This is a genomic window from Gemmiger sp., assembly GCF_057431175.1.
In genome coordinates, this window is sequence record NZ_DBMDDV010000005.1 from 1 (window position 1) to 21,379 (window position 21,379).

Consider the following 21,379-nt stretch of genomic DNA (forward strand, 5'->3'; position numbering starts at 1 on the left):
GGTAGATGCCGGCTTCTCTTTTTATTATGGCCCGTTGGTCAAGCGGTTAAGACAGCGGCCTCTCACGCCGTTAACGTGGGTTCGATTCCCGCACGGGTCACCAAGACAGCATAATCCGAACTTAATTCTTTATGAGAATGGGTTCGGATTATGTTTTTGTATCAGTGATTTATATACGAAATAGCGCAAAAAATCCGGGCGGCAGTCGATGTGACTGCCGCCCGGATTGCATATAAAGGGCTAATTGGATTCTTTTGGCATATCCTTTTGAGATAGCTCGCGCTCGTAGTCCTGCTGGATATAGGGGAGAATAAACTTTGCAAATTGATTTATGTAGGCAGAATCAATCTGCGGGTCTTTGATGGTGGGGATGATCTGAGCGTCAATAGATGCATTATCAGAAGACTTTTGCGGCAAATAGAACTCCTTTTAGTCAACCATAAATAAGTCGAGAATATCATTACATTTCACGGAAGTGTAACCCCATAGAACGGAACTGAGAATGCTTAGAGCTTCTTCGCGGCGGCTGTAATAGGTGCGTATGGAAAGTGTGAAGCCTTTTCCATCGAGGGCGTACAGAATCTCATTAGCGTTTTCATAGCGCTGTGGAGAAAGATATGAATAATAGAGAATCCAATAGTAGAGCTCACCTTTCTTGTGCTTTTCCCGCATCAGATTAACGGATGAATCTATAACAGACAACATCTTTTTACTGCGTGATATGGATTGTGCGTACCCTTCAAGGTGCGGATTTGGGAGAGCTAAATCGTCAAAAGATGCCCTATTAGAAGCTCCATAGGCGGCGTGAAACTCGGCATGCAAATTTCGTTCTGCAACTTCTACATTCCATAGTGCATCCCGGTAGTTTTTCATAAGCGTCAGAGTATCGTGAAAATATTTAGAAACGTCTTTCTTTTGATTGTTCAATGCAAAAGCTCCTTCTTTTTATCAAAAATTAAAGTGTGGTTTTAGTGGATAAAATCTCTCTGGCAGTAGTTTTGGTTGTATCCGCATTGTTTTTCCTCATATCTTTGCCGGAAAAGAGGATGGGCGCACAGTATTCCAAAATACGACCATAAATACGCGAATGCTCGACATCGGGAGCGTTTTTCATCTGCTCTAACGACAGGTTGGTTGTGACGATCAGTGGCTTACAGCTGCGGTAGCGGCGGTCAACGACTTGGAACATCTGTTCCATAGCGTAAGAGGTGTTGCGTTCCACACCCAAATCGTCAAGAATCAGTAAATCGTAACGTCCGATGGAATCTATGTAGTCAATTCGCTCTTCGGGAAACATCCCCGTCAGGCGGGATAAGATGGTGGGAAAGTTTGTCATCATCACGGAAACATCCCTGTCCAGCAGTGCATTGGCAATGCACCCGGCAAAAAAGGATTTTCCTGTGCCAACATCCCCGAAAAGAAGTAAGCCAGTATTTGAAGTGTAGGCCTTATCCCAGCCATCAACGTAAGCACGGGCCTTTTCCATCAATGGATTTTGCCCATTGTCGTTGGCAAAGGTGTAATTGTATAGGTGACGGTCTTGCAGGCCTTGCTCACGCCTGCGCCGGATGCGCTCAATACGTTTTCTCTGTTCTTCAGTCTCTCTGCGGCGCTGTTCTGCAATCGCCAGACAGGGGCAAAGGCATCGAGGGGTGAAGTGCTCTGCAATACCGTGAATAGGAATTACAGCCTGTCTTTGCCCGCCGCAGGACTTGCAGTGAATCAGGCCATCGGCGGGGTCGATGTACTCATCTGCGGCTAGCACGATGTTTTGTGCAGCGCTGTTGAGCAGTACGTGAATCTCGGAAGAAAGCTCTTTCATACAGTTTCGCCCTCCTCCACGCTGTAATCACGGCTGTACGTCTGCTGATGGCTTTTCTTCTGATCAGCAGCGGCCCAACGACGAATCGTCGCAGCGTGATTTTGGTATTGACGTCCACTGGATGTCATGTACTCGGAGAGCCTGTCAATGTAATGCTTCCATGAGGTTGGTAGTTTATTTTGCAATTCAACTAATTCGCTGTCAGAAAGAAAGACGTTTTGATAGGCTCCGAATGCGGAGCGGATGGGCTGTCCCTCTTTCTCTCTCACTCTGACTTTATCTCTATCTCTTTCTTTATCTCTAATCTCTATCTCTGGTGGACAAATGTCCGCCCTTACGGTAAAAGATGGGAGCTGTTGTTGGAGACGAAGCCGCTCCATACGCTTGCGTTCTGCCTCGGTAGAAGATTGACCGATAAAGAGTTGAATATCGGTCATATAGTAGGTGCGATTTGCAAGAATCTCTATAAGCCCGAATTTAAGAAAAATCTTGATGGCACGTTCAACGGTGCCGACCTGATAGCGCGTGACAATGGCAAGAGTCTGGAATGTATGCGGCATGTTTTCACTGACCAACAGGAGACCATTATAGGGCAAAGAGATAAGGTAGAATTTGAGCAGCAAGAGAATGTATAAAGGACCGTCCTGCATTTGCTCTAAGAGCAGAATTTTAGAATCATTGAAGAAGGTCTCTTTCAGCTTCATGTAGTAGTATTTGTGGCTTTCGGACATGGACAAAATCCTTTCAGAGATTAAATGTTTCCTGAAATTCTCGGAAGTTGATAATCTGCAACTCGATGGAATCTCCGCAGAGTGGCCGCAGCGCGTCTGCCTGAAAATCGAAGCAGACGATAATGCCGCTGTATTTCAGAAAATTTATAGCAGAGATAAAACGAAATAGGCGTGGAATGTCCGGCAGATAGCTGAACAGAACCGGCGCGCCTGAGTCGGTGAGGGCATCGTGTTCAAAGTGACTGCCGGAAGATGGCGGCTGAAGCTCCTGTCGAAGTATGGCGTTTACTTGTTCGACGATTTCGGGGAGGCAAAGCATCTGCAAGAGCGCCTCCCCATAGGAATCGTTTGTCAAAAAGTAAAAATGTTCGTAGCCGTCATGCAGCAGGAAGTGGTCGCGTTTGTGAGTCTGGGAACGCTCTAGCAGGGTGCGAAGAGTGTCCACACTGTCTGAGAGTAAAAGACCACTTGTTTTTGGATTGAAAGAAACTTTTTTCCGATAAATTTGCTCCAACATGGCTTTGGCACGTTGCTCGACTTGCGGCTCAAAGACCGGCAGAAACTCCATGCTGTTGTACACGGCGAAAACGCGGCTGGACGTGAACAACGTGCCTGCCATACGAGAACCACGAATCTTGAGCGTTTCGAGTTCGGCTTCTTTCATCTCGCGGGAGTCATAAAAGCAGGGCTGTTCGATGCAGAACGGGCCTCTTGCGGATGGGGAGAAGATTGGCGGTTTTTCGTCACGATAAATCAGTGCGCCTGCATTCAGCATCGTCACATAGGTTTGCGCAATACGGTGCAGCCGGATACGGCGAGAGACCTCTGACTTGATGGCGTTCGTATCGCTGCATCCGGATAAATAAAATTCAAAGCGTGCGGGTTCTTGCTGCAATAACAGACGCTTGCCACGAACACCGAGCCGATAGCCTCGAAGATGCTGACGAGAAAAAATACGAAGGAGCTTGTCATGTGTCAAGGACGTGACGACTTTTTTGCGGTAACTTTCACTCGCGGTAAGGTGGGAAGAACAGGCGCAAGGAACCTCGCCGCAGATGGCCGTGAGCGACAACAGCTCATAATTGAGACTGTTGTGAGACGGTAAAGTTGGAGACTGTGAAGAAATAGGAATCACCTCGTTTTCCTACCGTAAGCACATTATCCTCGGTGCAACGCTTTCGTGAGGAACGCCCAAAAAGCGATTCTGACGCGGAAAAGTCACCAAAATGTGCAAGTAGAGATTTTTTGAAGAATTTTCAGACGAAATGGAGGTCAGCTTTTTACGGATTTTGCCGGATTTTTCATGTCCAGCCATGCAGAAAATTTCTCTTTTTGCATGACGGAAATGATGGTACAGGATGAATCTGCAAACCGTGTTGTCTGGAACTGATCGCACAGAGCGCCGGTGTCATCGGTCATGCAGTATAGCGTGATAATGTCAAGAACTTCTTTCGTTTCAAGATTGTCATAATCGCGTACGGCTTTAATGGGCAGGCAGCGGTCATAGACATGTTCGATGCAGACGGTGCATTCGCGGAAGTGGGGAAGATTTTGTTGTTCGGCATATTGCTTTAGTGCCGCATGAAGCGCTGGCTGCAAAAATTTGAAGCCCTCGGTGCGGGTCTTTTTAGGTAGCAGTGCGGGTAGCCTGACGGACAGAATACTGTCCGTTACATCAACGCATATGCCCTGCATCTCGGCAGCTTGCAGATAGTAGTCCTGCGGCATCCCGCCGCAAACGGTAAACAGAAAATTGCGAAGCTGGGCGGTGCTGCGCTCACTGAGTAAAGCGGTATTCTTGGCTACTTCAAAAAATCGAATAGGATCCGAACAGGAGAGTAGGCATTCCAATTCGTGCAGTTTCTTATCGATGTCGATAAGACAGCGCTGCTCCAAGCGGATATGAGTTAAAAGTGTATCTGAATTCAAAAGTACCTCCGTGATGACGTATAAGCAGGCGTATAATATGCGTATTAAGATAATTTTCCGACAGGAGAAAGTGATAATACGCAAACATTACGTTTGCTATACGCATTGAGCTTATACTACGTGTTTGTTTTAAAAATTCGGAAGGAAACAAGGATTAAAGGCCTAAAATCAGGTTGTGCGATTCGGAGTAAAAACACCGATGGAAGCACAACATTTGTGCGCATATTTACTTTACCATGTTTGCTGTGAAGAAAAAATACATAGGTTCTGCAAATTTTATGCGGATTTTGTGCGGCTGCCTTTTTCGCATGAGAGCTGGCGTACAAGAGACGATTTTTTAAAATATAAAGAAAAAAGCGCCGCTGGAAAAAATCCAAGCGGCGCAGAAAGCGCTAAAGCTGTTTTATGTGGCGAGGATAATAAGTGAACCGGGACGGTAAATACGAGGAATCACTTATTATTCTTCTCCTGTGGCTGCGGAGAGTCCGGATGCGTTTCAGGGCGGTGCGGCTGATAAATGCCCATGATAGAGTACGGCGGCCAACCATCGATTTCGTGGCGGATAGCAGTATCAAGGGCCTGCCGGCCAATTTTGTGAATAGCAGATTCTTTCTTTTCCATTGAAGAGGCCTCCTTTAAAATGATAGACTTCATATAGCAAAATTATTGCACGCCAAATCCATATGCGGAAAATGCCAGCAATAGCGCAACCGAAAAAGTAGAAAAAGCGATACATCCCGCCCAAATAGGATTTACAAAAAGGATGAGGGAAAACGCTATTAAAATAAAGGCAACACGCAAATAAATACGTGGCCGTAATGCGGACATTTCAGCAGAGGAAAGATGCAATTCGGGGTGGTTTACCGGACCGATTAAGGCAATAGAAAGTCCGGATATAATTGCAACAAATATAAACAAACTTGCATCTGGCATACAAATGGATAAGGAAAGAAACAGTATTTGAAGGATAACGGATGTAATCAGACATCCATGAGGTGTCTTTGCGTGATATCCCCCGGTACGAGCACGCAAAAAACGGAATGTAAAAGTATATAAGATGGATCCAATCCATCCGACGATGAGCGAACCGATAGGAATCAAGAGGCAAAGAGAAAGGACAGACATGAGAAACTTAATAACTACATAATGGCACCAATCTTTTTTATCTTCTGCTATGTAGTTGTGCGCTGCAAGAAAAATGGTAATCTTTTCTGCCAAATTTTCCATGTCCATCACCTCTTTGCAATTACACTACTATAACGAAGCAAGAATGTCCAAAAAAGTGGCGTAACTGCAATTTGGCGTGCATAACTGCAATTATTTGAGTGATCTAATTATTGAGTCAGTACGTTCTTCATACCATTCAGCACAAAACAAAAAGGAACTGTTTTTGTAGGACATTAGATGAAAGGCATCATATTTGTGCAGAGTTTCCATTACATTGCGAAGTCCAAAGCCATGAAGTTCTGGTTCTTGCTTCGTTGTTGCAATGTGGTCATTGACGATTGCTACAGGTAAACTGGAATTTTCGACAGAAAGAAAAATGGAAGTAGGAGAAGCATTAGCGTCACGAATTACTTTAACAGTAATCCAACGGTGATCAGTAGGCAGCTTTTCACAGGCTTCAATGGCGTTATCTAACAAATTCCCAATAATGATAGTCAAATCAACAGGAGAGGCTTTTATCTCGGACAGGTCATTCACTTCAAACCGTATATCAATGCCGGAATTTTTTGCTGCATATCCTTTTTGATTCAGAACAGCATCAACAGATGGATTATGGCTGTTAACCAACAAAATTCGCTCGGTCTGCTGTACCTGCAGCTGTTTAAGATATTCCGAGGCCGCAGAAATTTCTCCATGATCTAACATCGTAGACAAAGTAAAAAGATAACCACGGAATTCATGTGTCATTTTCCGTTGAGCAGCATAGGAATCGCTAAGGGCCTGCATGCCGGCAGCCTGTGCATCGGTACGCTGCCTTGCGACAGCAAGAGCTTCGCGAGTTTGTGCGGTACTTTCGATATTGTCGAATAGAAATAGAGCAACGACATCCACCACGCACATAACAAACAGACAGAATGTCCAAGAACTGTTTTCGGAAGATGAGGTCTGAAGAATGAGCAAAACAAACAGCGTGCATAAGGGGAAAAATGTTGCGAACGGAACCCAAACACGCGGCTTTCCAAGCTCCTTTAGCGGGGCGTGAAAGCGGTTAATGAGGGCAACTATTATGCCAAGAACACCTAAACGAATAAAGCAAAAAAGAATATACAGAGGAGCGTTGTTTAGATATTCTGCGCGTGTCATGTGAGTAATGCGTAGCAACAAGGTTTCCATCAAAGAACTAATGGAATATATAGCGGCATACGATGTGACGACAGTAAACAAACGACGATCCCAACGACCATAATAGAGCGTGACATTCATTCCGTACAGAATGACAATTTCCATAAGAAAAACAAAAGGACCATTTAATTGAATACTGCTGGGAAACACGTTTGTGGCGACTGTAGCAATAAGTGCCCATAAAAGCCAGTATCCCCAAAACAAGCGGGAGTTGTGGCGGCGCACGAAAAAGGCATTCATAAAGAACATGTATAACAACATCTGGATGCTGTTCAGTAAAGAACTTAGCAGATAAACCATTCTTATGTGCGACCTTTCCATTCCAAGTATTTTGACTTTATAGCTCTGTAATTATGAAGACTCAAGGGGAGCATTTCACCTGTTGTTAAGGTGGCACCAGACGTTTGGAGAGAAGAAAGATAGTTCATATTTACAAGATAACTGTTATGAATTCGTAAAAAACCTTCGTCACACAACTTGTCTTCCATACTCCGAAGTGGCATACGAACCTTCAAGGTTTTGGGCGGAGTATCGCTTATATGCAGAATCGCGGCACGTCCGTCTGTTTCTGCGTAAACAAGCTGATCCAGAAAAACGGAGGTACTTTCACCCTCACAAAAAACATTTATTGTACGATTTTTGCTTTGGCAGGCTGCCAGAGCCTTGCTAAAGTAATCTGGCAATTTCACTTTTAGTTGCAGCTTGGGCAGGAAGCGGAAGGCGTTTACCTCGTAGCCCTCAGCTGCGTATTCGCCATAATTTGTTACAAAAATCAGAATGAAGCTTTTGCTTATGCTTCGCATCTTACGGGCCAATGACAGACCGTTGATGTCACCCATATCGATGTCCAAGAAAATCAAGTCGGATGTTTCGATTACGGATTTATCTATTGTACGAGGATCATCGAGGGTCGTGATTTTCATGTAGCGGCGATCAAATTCAGGCAGCAAAGTAATCTGCTGTGAAAGAAAATCAGCAAATGTGCGGTCATCATCGCAAATCAGAATATGCAGCATATTTTCTCCTGCTTTTGTTAAAATTTCCTTGTCTAATCGTGTACCCAAAATAGCGCACCTCGCATTTCCTGTCAATATGTAAAAATCGAAATCGGACAAATCGACTGATTATAATGATAATATACGAATTATTGTCCGCAGTCAACCTGTACACTATATATGTATAGGAGGCTGATACAGTTGGTTATCGACTTTTCGGATAGACTTCGCGAGCTTCGCCTTGAAAAAGGCTACTCTCAGGCAACATTATCCCAAAAGATTACGAATCTGGGGCAGCCCCTGAGCGAAGCTGCCTTGGCAAAGTATGAGAGCGGGCGTACGATTCCAAACTTGCAGGTGGCGGCATATCTGGCGGATTATTTTGGAATCTCAATAGATTATTTGGCCTGTGGTGAAAAAGCATCGGTTCTTAGTACAGAAGGCTTAAAAGAAGAACAAATAAGACTTCTTGTGGAACTCATAGGTGCGTTGCAAAAGCAAAACCAAGCGCGTTATACGGCCACGAAGACACAGCCTACGCAGGAACAGCAGGAACTGGTCTTTCGATTAATTGAACAATTTTTAAAATAACTGTAAGAAGCGGGTGCGTTAGCATCCGCTTCTTGCAGTTATACCACTTTTTTTGCAGTTTTGCCGTTTAATTGGAAATCGAGAAAAAGGTATGGTAGAGTGTAAACAACAAAGGCAGTAATGCCTTTTGGATATTATAAAGTATCGGTGCACAGGTGCTTTACGATATTCGCAAATTGTAAATTTAAGGAGGTACATCAAATGACTATGTCTTTCAAGAAAAGTCGCCTTTTCAAGCTGTTTGCGGTGGTAGCACTGGTAGCTATCATGGCCATTGGCGCTGCGCTGCCGTCTTACGCATCAAGCACGGACACGACGTTCTACTTTACAACAGCAGGTGGATCAGGTGAAGCGTTTATTAATCCTGCTCGCGCGAAGGAAAACACAAGCTCGATTTACTGCTGGATTCAGAGCTCTACAAATTCGTCAGTAAAGACTGCAAGAGTGAACGCGCGTGGTGGCCGTAGTCAAACCCCTGACACTACATGGTCAATCTGCAATTCTTCTTTGAGTAACGGAAGAACAATGCAGGTAGGAACGAGTTACTTCATTTACAATAATGTGAAAGAAGCTGGCTACAAATATGCAACGCTGAGTTTCTCGTCTACTTGGTCTTCAACCTTCCACGGCTTGTGGAGCCCGGACAGCGTTTACCAGAGTGGCGTAGCACAGATCTGATACATTATACAATTAGCAGAAGCTATATTGCCGGGTGCGGTTGAAACCGCACCCGGCATAAATAGGTTGAAAGGACATGATTATGAAAAAATATCGCGGTAGTATTATTGCATTGACCGTGCTTCTTGCGGGGTGTTCGGCAGCAACACCCGGCGAATCGACAGTAAGCATTTCTGAGTCAAATTCGCTGGCGCCAGAAAGCATATCTTCGAGTGAAAGCGAAAATTTGAGTGTATCACAGAAAAATTCAGATGAGAATTGTTATACCATAGAAGAAATTTTAAATGGTGCAATGGACGATGCGACGGATCAAAATGGGGAAAAAATATATACTAAGGAAGGACTTCAAGCATATCGCGACAGTTTTCGCAATATAATGGATGATGGATACTTATTTGAGGGGGTAGGCACAACATTTGAGGATTCGGGCATTACGTTTACTCTGCAAGACGTCTGGTATGAAAAAACAACAGACAATATGCAAGAAAATTACTACGAATTGAGGTCGGACATAAAAGATCCGATTTACATTTATATGACTTTGCAGGCAGAAAATACAGATACAGCGGAACATATAGTCTACATCAATGATGGCATACTAATAGCATTTCCGAAAACAGAGATTGAACAGGGAGCTGAAATGACTTATCAGGATCATGTTACAGATCCGATTCCGAATAATCATGATTATGCAGTATGCCGGTTGGCTGCGGGGGAAAAAGAAACCTATACAATCGCCTTTGAGGCAGAGTCCGCATTTGCAACCTATAAGCCACTATATCTTAAGTGGCAGTGCTTTCCAAAAGAGGAATTTGGTGATGTACATGAAGTTGTGGTAAAGCTTCCTATGCTTGAAAGCAGGTGAGCCCTTTGAGAGAACTTCTGAAACTTGATTTTCAGCGGCAGTTTAATGGGATTATGTTTAAGATTGCGGTTGGAGTATGCGCGGTATTTGGTATCTGGGATTTGGTGCTGAATGTGCAGGCGCACAATGCGAATATGGAAGCCCTGCAGACACAAACGATTGCTTACAGCTATCCGTCTTCTGTTTATAACTCATGCATCTCAGCAGATGGACTTTATCTTCCTTCAATATTGCTGTTTTCGCTATTTCCGCTGATAGCCACACTGCCGGCAGGAATATCGATGGCTACGGATATTAAGAATGGATATATAAAAAATCTGAGAGTTCGGAAAGAACAGAAAAAAGTGATCTTGTCGAGGTACATCTCTATTTTTGTGGGAGCATTTCTGCTGGTAATGGCAGCTACCTTTGGACAAATGGTATTCAGCATGATGTTTCTTCCGACAATAGCCCCTGAAATTGCATCCTATACATTCCCGATGATGGCTGTGGGGCAGGTGGGGCATTCATTTTATGCAGTACACCCGTTTTGGTACTTGCTTTTGTATAATCTGTATGATGCAGTTTATTTGGCGGGAATAGCAACGCTGGCACTTCCATTTGGATGGTATACAGGAAACCCATTTATCGCGCTTATAGGCCCAACTGCGGTATTTTATTTTACCGGGTTCTTGTTTAATACCTTTAGTGCTTCCCAATGGGAGCCAAGCTGTATCTTGCCGCCGTACTCTGACGTTTATCTGTCTCTGCCGATTATGATAATTGAACTTTGCGGTCTGCTGGCGATTTCGGTTCTACTAGCAGTGACCTGCGCGGTGAAGAAACATGATGTATTTTAGAATGCTTCGACTGGAAGTTGCGACAAATCGAAAAAGATTATTACTTCTGTTTTCTATAAGTGTAGGAATTGCGTTTGTAATGTGCGTGTCGTTCTACTCATGGTATTATAAAAAAGCTCTAGTGGAAGATAGAATCATTCCATCCTTTTGGGACCAGCTTGTTTATTTTTATCGCGGTATTCCGCCGTTTACACCAAGTTGGCAGGAATCTTTCGAAATGCCAATTGCGTATTTGATTACGAACTTAGTGCTTTTATTTGCGTTGGGGAACACGACGGCATCGGTGTTCGAACCATATGGATATGAAATATTCACGCGTATTCCCAATCGTTCGGTTTGGTGGTTGGCACATTGCTTGATGGCAGTTATAGCAGCAATAGTTGAGCAAACCGCTATAATAGGTACAATAATGGTATTTTGCCTTGCTGTGGGAGGGCCATTTGCAATTTGTGATTACAGGGGATTGGCAATTCCAGAGCTTGTTTCGTGGCCAGGAACCGGCTATATGCAAGTACTTTCATTGTTGCTATCGCCTGTGCTGGCAGCTATAGCACTTGCATTATTACAATTGCTTTTGGAGCTTGTAGCCGGTGATACGCTTGGATTGATTTTTGCGATAGCTTTTGTAGTATCAGGGGCTTTTTTAGATGAACCCATACTGTTTTGCGGGCACGCAATGATGCAGCGATTGTCCGCATTTACAGGAGATGGAATCACCATGAAGCAAACGACATTATGGACGGGAGTTATTTCTGCGCTCAGTATTATTGTAGGTGCGAGGCATTTGTCGAAAAAAGATTTGATAAGATGAGGATTCACTTATGATAGTAGAATTGAAAAATGTGACAAAAACAATAAATGACGTAACGGTATTGAAAGATATATCGCTGACGCTTGAGTCTGGAACTATCTATGGCTTAAAAGGAAAAAATGGTTGCGGAAAGACCATGCTGATGCGTATGATGGCTGGACTTATTTATCCCACCGAAGGCACAGTCAGCATAGATGGTGAAATTTTACACCGGGATATCGCAGCACCTAGAAGTATTGGAGTTTTAATAGAGAATCCGGCATTTCTTCCGGGATACACGGGACAGCGGAATCTTGAACTGCTGTCAGGTTTGATGGGCAGAGCAGACAAAACGCAAATTACAAAAACGATGAGCCGTATGGGACTTAATCCCAATGATAAGCGAACCTATCGGAAATACTCACTGGGAATGAAGCAACGCTTGGGCATTGCCTGTGCATTGATGGAATGTCCGGATGTGATTCTGCTGGACGAACCAATTAACGCAATTGATGAAAAAGGAGTCCCGAAAATTTGGGAAGCCCTACAAGAAGAAAAACAACGCGGCGCATTAATTGTGATAGCTTGTCATGATACAGAAGAATTAGAAAGTCTTGCAGATCAGATTATAACAATAGAGGAGGGAAAGATATGTGGCATCTCTTCGCAAATCGAAAGAAACTCATAGTTGGAATCATAGTTGGCGTAATGGCAATCGTAATATTTGCGTGGCGATATATAGCGGTTAATAAGGCGTGCCCACCAGCTCAGGTTGAGCAATATAGTCTTGGCGATACTGTTTTGCATAATGGCGTGGAGTACACTTTGACTGACTACAAAGTGCTGTCCCAAGATGAGTTTTGCGACGAATACGAAATTGATCCTATTCATGTGAAAGCAAGCGGTCAGGAATCTAAAATCATTGTTTTTACGATGTACGCAAAAAATGTCTCGGATCATAATGTGAATGTTGATTTTGCGGGACAGATGCTGCTACAAATGGGAGACTATTTGTGCAGCTATATGTGTTACATTCCATTATATCCATTACTTAATGGAGAAAAGCCATCTGCCGGAGTGATGTTGCCTGGTCATGATATCGAACTGACGATTCCTTATCAAATTTTGGAGATGCCCTGGAGTACACAAGAGTTTGCAAAGCTGGAAACGGAACGTACACAGATTGTATTCTCGCTATATCCGGTGAAAAAGACAATCGTGCTTAACGAAGGATGATATCTTATAAAATGCTTCAACAGCAGCACTGCAAAGTGACGACATTGTTACTTTGCGGCGCTGCTGTTGGTCTAAGGGGCGAAAAGTAAATAAGGTTACATATTAGTGAAAAATGATTGCTATCACTTGAGCATTGTTTGAATATTGTTTGGCGAAAAGCAAATCAAACAATGTTCAAATGGTATTCATTGACTTGTGGTGGTAATTGATTTATAATATAGAAAAAGCATGGAGGCTGTGAAGTGTATACGTCAGATAATAATCCGTTTAATCTATTGGCAAAATTGCTGGCATTAACTTTAAAGAAAAAGCCTGTTGAAGTTCAGCCTCTAGAAAGCAAAGAAGATAAAAGATGTTTTGATAAAGCAATTGCGGTTTTAGAACCCTACCAAGATGAAATGTCTGAAGCAGCCACAATTGGTGTTACTTCGCAAACATCGGATGCTATTATAGAGCAGTGCAAAAAGTTTCCCTTTGACGTTCTCTACAAAATTTTGCTCGTGCTAGATAATTACTTTACTTGGGAACAGATTTCAGAAGAGTTTGACGAAGAAGTTCGATTTCAAGCTTTAAATACAAATATCGAAGAAACGGGACTTAGAATACTCCCGAATATACCGTCGCCACGAACAGAATTTGAAGGACGTGTGAGACAAACAGCAGACTCCTTTAGCGAATCGTTAAATAGTGATTTTAGAAATTGCTATTATATTGAAGAAAAAAATCTACAAATAAACGGTATACAATATGAGTTAGAGAATGTTATTTATCAAGTGGAACACAGAAATAGAAATCGAGAACAACTATTAGTGGCGTATTCACCGCTGACTAGCTTACAAATGGAGGATGTGCTGAAGATTAATTGTTTTAGCCGAGAAGATGAACATGGACTGGCACATAATTTCTTTTCGATTGACGAATTAAAGGAAGAAAAGTTGTGCTTTGAAGCATACAAGAATCTTTATCACCGAGCATGTGCGATGGATGCAGACATCGTAATGGGACCAGAGATGCTTTGCCCACAGTCATTATATGAAGTTGACGATTTTGGCTATAATACATACTTGCACCAGTGGTCGAAAGAAAAAAGGAAACTGCACGAACGAGCACCTGCATTGATATTGACACCTTCTTTTTGGAAAGATGGGAGGAATACTGTTAGGGCTTTTGACCGAAGGGGAAAACTTTTACTTGAACAGGATAAGCAATGTCCGTTTACGTATTCGAAAAAGATTACCGACACTGGCAAAGAAAAATATCAAGAGAATTTAGAGAATCGTATTTATCGAGTAGTAATTCTACACATTCCATATTGGGGAAGAATAGCGTTCCCAATATGTAAGGACTTTTTGACACCAGCTTATCAAGACTTATTGATTCGTGTACTGCATGCCACATTAATCCTTTGCCCATCGTATAGCGTTGGATCTGCGAATTTTGAATTGGCTTTATCGGCAGGAGTACAGTTTCAAGCAACAACTTTGTGGGGAAATAGCTGCTCAGCCTTATATCCCTGTGAAAATACAGGTTATACAGGTGCGATACGCTTACCGAATATCGGACATGAAGCACTTACAGTACGCTTTGAACTGGAGTGCGAAGGAAAGTGCTCGGAAAAATGTGCGTTCCTTATTCAAGTTCCGTTGAATTGCGCGGGGGAGAGTCGAAGACAAGACATTGGAGCCAAATGCACGCATTTATTAAATGATTTGTAAATGGGAGGATTTCTATTAATGGAAAAATATAGAGAAAAACTTCTTCCAAATTATGATATGGAGACGGCCATATTAGAAAAAGACGAAAATCGTGTTACAACTTACGCACGAACGGTAACGAAATATGCTATTAACTTGTATAGGCAAAAAAACTATAGTGCGTTAGAAAATTGGATGGAAACAGAAAAACTTAATAGCACTTATTGTTTGGAAATAATAAAGAAGGACGCACCGGTTCAATATAGTGCAGGGTTCTTAGCAGGAGTACTAAAAGTTGTGGAAGTTATTGTTAAAGAAAACTATAAGCAACTTAATATTGGAGAATGTTTGAAAACTATAGAATGGGAGAACATTCCACATGTGGCGCAAATTTTAGAAGTGATTTATAAGAACCCAAGAATACAACATGCACGGCTTGCAGAAATGATTGACATCAGTTCAGCAACCTTGACAGGGATAATGAAGCGAATGACAGATGCGGGAATGGTGGAATTTATTCGTTCTGGTAAATTTAAGTATTATATTTTAACACGCGTAGGAACAACATATTATTTGCAAAATAGAACAATATTGGAACAAAATGTTATACTTAATACGAAAGCCTTTGAAAAAGATAGGATTTTCGCTATCGAAGAACCATTACACATAAAAGTTACGTGGATTAATGATTCTACAAAAAAACACTTGACAAGTGGCAGAAAAATCATGAGAGACAGTGGGCTAAGCTCCGTTCGGATTGATAATGAAAATATCTCAAACTATGTAAAATGCGTTTTGGGAAATATATAAGGAGGCATATACTGTGAAAGAATATCCTACTTCTTCGATAGAGTTTTTTGAGCATGCGGATGGTAAAATTTATGATGTTTGTCAAGCTTATTATTTGCACTATCTAAAACCGTCTACAACATCAGAGGAAGCAGCAAAGAAATTACGAGAATTTTATGAGGCTTGTGGATTTATACAAAGTGACCAAACATTGAAAATAGAAACTATAACTTCTCCGAATGTGTTTCAAGAGTTGATGGATACCAATCGAGTGATTATAGAAAAAATAGTTGATAATTTAATAAAACAAAATGTTGGTGAAGATGAATTTTATAATTTGCTGTGGGAGCAGATGCAAAACGAAGTTCTTTTCCCATCGGAAGATTCTATAGTGGCGTTTATGATTCAGCTATTGTTTGATCCCCAATTGCCATATTATCACTTGCCTCCAGTAGAGATGATGGACGATGACGATTACATGGAATCGATTCAGAGAATAAAGGTAGACTATCAAAAGGCATTGTTTGCAATAAATTATGGGTATGCTCAAAAGACGCAAATGGCAGAACAGATATTAAATATAGCTACAGAAATTGAATCTTCACAAGATAGAATAGTTTTTGTTGCTAATATATTGGGGTATTACAAAAATCAAATAGACAATTTGGAAAACGAAATAGATCAGTTGAAAAATCAAATAAATAATGCAGAAGAAAATAAGAAAAATGAAACTACAGTATAAAACGCAAAATAACTGTGCGAATTTTAAAAAGATAGAAATTCTATGAGAATCAAAAGCAAGTGAAACGAATAACCAACCAAAAAAGAATAAATAAAAAAATTGGTCTCAATTGTTGCTTTTAAGGGATTCAAAGCGTATAAAGTAATAAAATGGCATGAGAGGAGGCGCAAGGATGCCAACCAGTAATGTTGTGATATACGCTCGATACAGCAGCGACAACCAGCGTGAAGAATCCATCGAGGGTCAGTTGCGCGAGTGCAGAGCCTATGCCGAACGCAACGATATGAAGATCATCGGCAGTTATATTGACCGTGCATTGTCAGCAAAAACGGACGCGCGACCGCAGTTCCAGAAGATGATCCAGGACAGCAACGCCCACAGGTTCCAATTCGTCCTTGTGTGGAAACTGGATCGATTTTCCCGCAACCGCTTTGACTCCGCATACTACAAGCGCGCACTTTCCAAGAACAACGTCAAGGTGATTTCCGCAACGGAGCCCATCTCCAACACGCCGGAGGGAATCATGCTGGAAAGTATGTTGGAGGGCATGGCGGAGTATTATTCGGCTGAACTGGCGGAGAAAGTGACGCGTGGCCATACGGACAATGCGCTGAAATGCAAGTTCAATGGCGGTTCTGTGCCGCTGGGCTACCGCATCAACGAGGAACGCCACTACGAGCCTGACCCAGTGATGAGCCCCATTGTTCGAGAGGTGTTCGAGCGCTACGCCGGGGGAGAATCCATCAAGGAACTCTGTGTGGGTATGAACGCTCGCGGCATACGAACCGGCTACGGCAGAAAGTTTGTGAAAAGCAGCTTCCAAAATATGCTGCGGAACCGCCGTTATCTGGGTGAGTACCGCTACCGGGATATTGTCACGGAAAACGCATTCCCGGCGCTGATCGACCAAGAGACATTTGACAAGGTGCAGGCTCGTATGAAAGCAAATAAAAAAGCGCCTGCCAGATCGAAGAGTGACGAAGACTTCATTCTGACAGGCAAGTTGGTATGCGGCAACTGCGGTGCGCTGATGGTGGGCGACAGTGGTACAAGCCATACCGGTGCAACCTACTACTATTATAAATGTGGGCATCGCAAGCGCAAAGAGGGCGAGCGATGCCGCATGAAAGCATTCCGCAAAGAACTGATTGAATCGTTTGTAGTCAAGCGTGCGCTTGGGTATGTGTTGCAAGACAGTGTGATTGCGATGCTGGCGGATGCCCTTGTGGAAAATCAAAAGCGAGAAAACACGCACTTGCCCGCGCTGCAAGAAGAACTGAAAAAGGTCAACAAGAAAATTGACAACATTGCCGCGGCGATAGAAGAGGGCATCATCACCCAAACGACGAAAGAGCGCCTGACCACATTGGAAGCCCAGCGCGATGAACTGCAAATCAGCATCTTTGAGGAAGAAACCTCTCATCCCAAGCTGACAAAAGAGTACGTTGTACAGTGGCTGGAATCATTCAAGCAGCGCGACTTGCGGGACCCTAAGGTACAGAGGCAAGTAATTGAGTGCTTCGTGAACACAGTATATGTCTTTGAGGACAAAATAATTGTAAACTTAAACCTCCGCGATGGGGACAAGCCCATCGCGCTTTCTAAAGAGAATGGTTCGGATATTGAAACCTTCGGGTCACCAAAAAATGCTCCCCAGCTTAGGCTGGGGAGTTTTTTTGGTGCTTCCGTGCGAGGAATCGAACAGGACGGTCGCCCGCAGGCGGCAAAAAACAATCCTGCGGATTGTTTTTTAGTCCGCGGGAGATGGACGCACGGGTCACCAGAAAGCTCAACTTCGCAAGAGGTTGAGCTTTTTTCTTTTTATTATACATGTTAAGGAGTAGAGGAGTGCAGGAATCGAAAAGCCCGGGCTCCGCGTCTGTGTACCGCGGGGCAAAAACAGCCCTGCGGGCTGTTTTTAGGGCGGGGGAGATTCCCGCACGGCGCGAACGTAGAGGGAGTAGAGTAAAGCAACGCGGGGGTTAGTAGGGCGTAAAGGCGAAGGTACGCGGGCGGATATGGAATCCGCCCCTATGGTGTGAAAGGGAAGGGGGCGATAGAGATACAGTGGAGGGCCGGGCATGCCCGGCCCCTACTGGGCGGTTAAAGGAAAGCAGTCGACAACAGGTAGGAATTCCTCCGGCGCTGCGGCGCCACCTCCCTTTGACAATGGAGGCAGAGGGGGCGGGCGCGGCTTGCTCCGATAGGATGCAGCACAGACACCTTGCATGAAAATGCAGGGTGTTTTTTATTGCGAATCTCCCGAAAACCCGAAAACCGTCGCCCTTGCCCTTGCATAATTTCGCTGCAGGCCTTATAATATACTATAAGTGTTATTATAAGGAGGGGTGTGCCACGGCGCAGACCAAACCACAAAAACAGGTGCTGGGCATACTGGGCGGGCTGGGGCCTGCGGCCAGCTGTTACCTGTACCAAATGCTGATCGACCACACCCCGGCCAGCTGCGATCAGGACCACATCGACATTGTTATTTCGTCGCGGGCATCGACGCCCGACCGCACGGCGTTCATCATGGGCAAAAGCAAGGATGACCCCTTTGCCGTGATGGAGCAGGACGGTTTCAGCCTGGTACACTACGGTGCCACAGTGCTGGCGATACCCTGCAACACAGCGCATTATTTTTACGACCGCCTGGCTGAGGCGCTGCCGGTACCGGTGCTGAATATGCCCCGGCTGACCGTGGCCGACGCCAAGGCGGCGGGCTGCACGAAGCTGGGCATCCTGGCGACGGACGGCACGCTGGCGGCGGAAACCTACCAGCTGGCCTGCCAGGCGCAGGACATCGACTGGGCGGTACCGTCGGAGGAACACCAGCAGGAAGTCATGTCGGTGATTTACGACGACATCAAGCAGGGCAAGCGTGCCGATATGGCAAAGTTCGGCGCGGCGGTACACGACCTGAAAAAGCAGGGCTGCGATATGGCGGTTCTGGGCTGCACCGAGTTGAGCCTGGTCAAGCGGGACGAGCACCTGGGCAAGTTTTTTATTGACAGCACCGAGGTACTGTGCCGCCACGCGCTGGAAGCGTGCGGAGTGGAACCGGTGGGGTTCTAAAGGCGCGAGGAGGCGGCCAGAGGACTGGCCGCCCTACGAAGCGGCGAAACCGCCCGGGCGCGTGTGGCTGCAGTGAACGGGCAAAGCCCTTTCGCCCTCGCGGCTCGGCCATCGCCCTTGTAAGGGCAGGCTTTTGCGGGCTTCGCCCGAATGCCCAGAATATAAAATTCAGCATAAACGCAAAAAACACACCAAAAACGGTTTGTTTATATAAGGAGAGAAATCACAAATGGATCAGAAAAAATTTTACATCACTACGCCGATCTATTACCCCAGCGATAAGCTGCATATCGGCCACACCTACTGCACCGTTGCCACCGACGCTATGGCACGCTATAAGCGCTTGCAGGGCTATAACGTCAAGTTCCTGACCGGCACCGATGAGCACGGCCAGAAGATTGAGCTGAAAGCCAAAGAAGCAGGCGTCACCCCGCAGCAGTTCGTCGACAACATCGTCGAAGGCCCCAAGGGCGTCAAGGATCTGTGGAAGCTCATGAACATCAGTTATGACCGGTTCATCCGCACCACCGACGACTACCACGTTGCCGCCATCCAGAAAATCTTCAAAAAGATGTACGAGAAGGGTGACATTTATAAGGGCAAGTACGTCGGCAAGTACTGCACCCCCTGCGAGAGCTTCTGGACCGAGAGCCAGCTCGTCAACGGCTGCTGCCCCGACTGCGGCCGCCCCGTTGTCGACGCCGAGGAGGAGGCGTATTTCTTCCGTCTGTCCAAGTATGCCGACCGCGTGCGCGACCTGCTGGTCAACACCGACTTCCTGCTGCCGCGCTCCCGCGTCAACGAGATGGTACACAACTTCATCGACCCGGGCCTTGAGGATCTGTGCGTTTCCCGCACCAGTTTCAAGTGGGGCATCCCGGTCGATTTCGACCCCAAGCATGTCGTCTACGTCTGGATCGACGCGCTGTTCAACTACACCACGGCGCTGGGCTTCATGAATGACAAGTACCCCGACAGTGATTACGAGACCTTCTGGCCTGCTGACGTGCATTTTATCGGCAAGGAAATCGTCCGCTTCCACTCCATCATCTGGCCTGCCATGCTGATGAGTATGGATATGCCCTTGCCCAAGCACGTTTACGGCCACGGCTGGCTGCTGCTGGACGGCGGCAAAATGTCCAAGTCCAAGGGCAACGTGGTTGACCCCTACCTGCTGGCCGAGCGTTACAGCGCCGACGCGCTGCGCTACTTCCTGCTGCGCGACTTCCCGTTCGGTTCGGACGGCAACTTCTCCAACGAACTGCTCATCAACCGCATCAACATGGACCTGGCCAATGACCTCGGCAACCTGTTGAGCCGCACCACCGCCATGGCCGACAAGTACTTTGGCGGCGAGCTGCCTGCCGAGCAGGCTGAAGGCCCCGAGGATGCTGCCCTGATCGAGAAGGCCACCGCCCTGCGCGCCCGCTATGAGGCCGACATGGAGGCCTATGCCTTCCAGAATGCGCTGGCTGATGTGTTCGAGGTCATCGACAACGCAAACAAGTATATCGACGCCACGGCACCGTGGGTGCTGGCCAAGAGTGAGGAATCCAAGCCCCGTCTGGCCCGCGTGCTGTACAATCTGGCCGAAACGCTGCGCATCTGCACCGTGCTGCTGCAGCCGTTCATGCCCGACACCTGCGAGAAGATTTTTGCCCAGCTGAATGTTGCCGCCGACGGCAAGACGTGGGACAGCGCCGCCGTCTTCGGAACCCTGCCTGCCAACGCCACCCTGCACAAGGGCGAGAACATCTTCCCCCGCATTGACGCCGCAAAGGAGCTGGCTGAGCTGGAGGCCCTGGAGGCTGCCCAGAAGGCCGCCGCCCAGGCTGCCAACGCACCTGCCGAGGAGCCGAAGAAAGAGGAGGCTGCCGCTGCTTCTGCGGAGCTTATCGGTGAGCATGAGGAAGAAATCACCTTCGATGACTTCTGCAAGGTTGAGCTGCGCGTGGCCGAGGTCCGCGCCTGCGAGCGCATGAAGGAGAGCAAGAAGCTCCTGCACCTGACCGTGTTCGACGGCGAGCGCGAGCGCTGCATCCTGTCTGGCATTGCCAAGTGGTTTGCGCCCGAGGATCTGATTGGCAAGAAGATCGGCATTGTCGCCAACCTGGCCCCCCGCCCGATGATGAAGGGCAAGTATGTCAGCGAGGGTATGATTTTTGCCGCTGACACCGATGTGGACGGCGGCTGCGCCATCGCGTTCTTCCCGGACAGCACCCCCGCCGGCGCGCGCATCCACTAAGGCGGTGCT

Annotated in this window: 23 protein-coding genes and 1 tRNA gene; 15 read left to right on the forward strand and 9 right to left on the reverse strand. The window is 45.7% G+C overall.

Annotated features, from left to right (window positions below; all coding sequences use genetic code 11):
- Positions 1–28 precede the first annotated feature (28 nt).
- Positions 29–103 (forward strand) — tRNA-Glu (locus tag ACZO0A_RS03270).
- A gap of 326 nt (positions 104–429) precedes the next feature.
- On the opposite strand, the gene ACZO0A_RS03275 is transcribed toward ACZO0A_RS03270, so the two are convergent.
- From ACZO0A_RS03275 to ACZO0A_RS03295, 5 genes are all read right to left on the reverse strand, one after another.
- Entirely contained in the window at positions 430–927 is a 498-nt protein-coding gene (locus ACZO0A_RS03275) for a hypothetical protein (RefSeq protein ID WP_302376122.1), read from the reverse strand.
- A gap of 28 nt (positions 928–955) precedes the next feature.
- On the reverse strand, positions 956–1,822 hold the full coding sequence (locus ACZO0A_RS03280) for an ATP-binding protein (RefSeq protein ID WP_317318096.1): 867 nt from the start codon (positions 1,820–1,822) through the stop codon (positions 956–958).
- Positions 1,819–2,553 carry a phage replisome organizer N-terminal domain-containing protein gene (locus ACZO0A_RS03285; RefSeq protein WP_302376118.1) on the reverse strand — a complete coding sequence of 245 codons (735 nt, stop codon included), beginning with the start codon at positions 2,551–2,553 and terminating at the stop codon, positions 1,819–1,821. Before ACZO0A_RS03285 ends, ACZO0A_RS03280 begins: the two co-directional genes overlap by 4 nt.
- Positions 2,554–2,566: 13 nt before the next feature.
- Positions 2,567–3,688, reverse strand: coding sequence for a hypothetical protein (locus tag ACZO0A_RS03290; protein WP_302376116.1), 1,122 nt, complete (start codon positions 3,686–3,688; stop codon positions 2,567–2,569).
- 137 nt (positions 3,689–3,825) lie between these two features.
- Positions 3,826–4,482 carry a DUF6100 family protein gene (locus tag ACZO0A_RS03295; protein WP_302376115.1) on the reverse strand — a complete coding sequence of 219 codons (657 nt, stop codon included), beginning with the start codon at positions 4,480–4,482 and terminating at the stop codon, positions 3,826–3,828.
- 199 nt (positions 4,483–4,681) lie between these two features.
- Here ACZO0A_RS03295 and ACZO0A_RS03300 point away from each other — a divergent pair, with 199 nt between their 5' ends.
- Positions 4,682–4,909, forward strand: a complete 228-nt coding sequence (locus tag ACZO0A_RS03300) for a hypothetical protein (protein WP_486846031.1) — start codon at positions 4,682–4,684, stop codon at positions 4,907–4,909.
- A gap of 23 nt (positions 4,910–4,932) precedes the next feature.
- Here ACZO0A_RS03300 and ACZO0A_RS03305 read toward each other — a convergent pair whose 3' ends face one another.
- The 4 genes from ACZO0A_RS03305 to ACZO0A_RS03320 form a co-directional block, all read right to left on the reverse strand.
- Positions 4,933–5,103, reverse strand: coding sequence for a hypothetical protein (locus ACZO0A_RS03305; RefSeq protein WP_270461905.1), 171 nt, complete (start codon positions 5,101–5,103; stop codon positions 4,933–4,935).
- Positions 5,104–5,145: 42 nt separating this feature from the next.
- Positions 5,146–5,709, reverse strand: coding sequence for an accessory gene regulator B family protein (locus ACZO0A_RS03310; RefSeq protein ID WP_279024745.1), 564 nt, complete (start codon positions 5,707–5,709; stop codon positions 5,146–5,148).
- A gap of 90 nt (positions 5,710–5,799) precedes the next feature.
- Entirely contained in the window at positions 5,800–7,131 is a 1,332-nt protein-coding gene (locus ACZO0A_RS03315; protein ID WP_302376109.1) for a sensor histidine kinase, read from the reverse strand.
- 2 nt (positions 7,132–7,133) lie between these two features.
- Positions 7,134–7,847, reverse strand: coding sequence for a LytR/AlgR family response regulator transcription factor (locus ACZO0A_RS03320; RefSeq protein WP_486846032.1), 714 nt, complete (start codon positions 7,845–7,847; stop codon positions 7,134–7,136).
- 180 nt (positions 7,848–8,027) lie between these two features.
- Here ACZO0A_RS03320 and ACZO0A_RS03325 point away from each other — a divergent pair, with 180 nt between their 5' ends.
- The 13 genes from ACZO0A_RS03325 (at position 8,028) to metG (ending at position 21,370) form a co-directional block, all read left to right on the forward strand.
- Positions 8,028–8,417, forward strand: coding sequence for a helix-turn-helix domain-containing protein (locus ACZO0A_RS03325; RefSeq protein ID WP_302376105.1), 390 nt, complete (start codon positions 8,028–8,030; stop codon positions 8,415–8,417).
- A gap of 201 nt (positions 8,418–8,618) precedes the next feature.
- Positions 8,619–9,095, forward strand: a complete 477-nt coding sequence (locus tag ACZO0A_RS03330; RefSeq protein ID WP_302376103.1) for a DUF2712 domain-containing protein — start codon at positions 8,619–8,621, stop codon at positions 9,093–9,095.
- A gap of 82 nt (positions 9,096–9,177) precedes the next feature.
- Positions 9,178–9,960, forward strand: coding sequence for a hypothetical protein (locus ACZO0A_RS03335; RefSeq protein ID WP_302376101.1), 783 nt, complete (start codon positions 9,178–9,180; stop codon positions 9,958–9,960).
- A gap of 5 nt (positions 9,961–9,965) precedes the next feature.
- Positions 9,966–10,799, forward strand: a complete 834-nt coding sequence (locus tag ACZO0A_RS03340) for a hypothetical protein (RefSeq protein ID WP_302376099.1) — start codon at positions 9,966–9,968, stop codon at positions 10,797–10,799.
- A gap of 1 nt (position 10,800) precedes the next feature.
- On the forward strand, positions 10,801–11,610 hold the full coding sequence (locus ACZO0A_RS03345) for a hypothetical protein (protein ID WP_302376097.1): 810 nt from the start codon (positions 10,801–10,803) through the stop codon (positions 11,608–11,610).
- Between the two features lie 10 nt (positions 11,611–11,620).
- A complete protein-coding gene (locus ACZO0A_RS03350) occupies positions 11,621–12,277 on the forward strand; it encodes an ABC transporter ATP-binding protein (RefSeq protein ID WP_302376095.1) in 657 nt (218 codons plus the stop codon).
- A complete protein-coding gene (locus ACZO0A_RS03355) occupies positions 12,241–12,825 on the forward strand; it encodes a DUF5028 domain-containing protein (RefSeq protein WP_302376093.1) in 585 nt (194 codons plus the stop codon). Before ACZO0A_RS03350 ends, ACZO0A_RS03355 begins: the two co-directional genes overlap by 37 nt.
- Positions 12,826–13,067: 242 nt before the next feature.
- Positions 13,068–14,540, forward strand: a complete 1,473-nt coding sequence (locus tag ACZO0A_RS03360; protein ID WP_302376092.1) for a hypothetical protein — start codon at positions 13,068–13,070, stop codon at positions 14,538–14,540.
- A gap of 18 nt (positions 14,541–14,558) precedes the next feature.
- Complete coding sequence (locus ACZO0A_RS03365) at positions 14,559–15,329, forward strand: winged helix-turn-helix domain-containing protein (RefSeq protein ID WP_302376090.1); 771 nt, start codon at positions 14,559–14,561, stop codon at positions 15,327–15,329.
- A gap of 13 nt (positions 15,330–15,342) precedes the next feature.
- Positions 15,343–16,050, forward strand: a complete 708-nt coding sequence (locus ACZO0A_RS03370) for a hypothetical protein (protein WP_302376089.1) — start codon at positions 15,343–15,345, stop codon at positions 16,048–16,050.
- A gap of 172 nt (positions 16,051–16,222) precedes the next feature.
- Positions 16,223–17,887 carry a recombinase family protein gene (locus tag ACZO0A_RS03375; protein ID WP_486846034.1) on the forward strand — a complete coding sequence of 555 codons (1,665 nt, stop codon included), beginning with the start codon at positions 16,223–16,225 and terminating at the stop codon, positions 17,885–17,887.
- Positions 17,888–18,432: 545 nt separating this feature from the next.
- Complete coding sequence (gene cuyB, locus ACZO0A_RS03380) at positions 18,433–19,125, forward strand: cysteate racemase (RefSeq protein WP_291208517.1); 693 nt, start codon at positions 18,433–18,435, stop codon at positions 19,123–19,125.
- A 229-nt stretch (positions 19,126–19,354) separates the two neighbouring features.
- Positions 19,355–21,370 (forward strand): methionine--tRNA ligase, encoded by a 2,016-nt coding sequence (gene metG / locus ACZO0A_RS03385; protein WP_302376087.1) that lies wholly within the window; start codon positions 19,355–19,357, stop codon positions 21,368–21,370.
- The last annotated feature ends 9 nt before the right edge of the window (positions 21,371–21,379 follow it).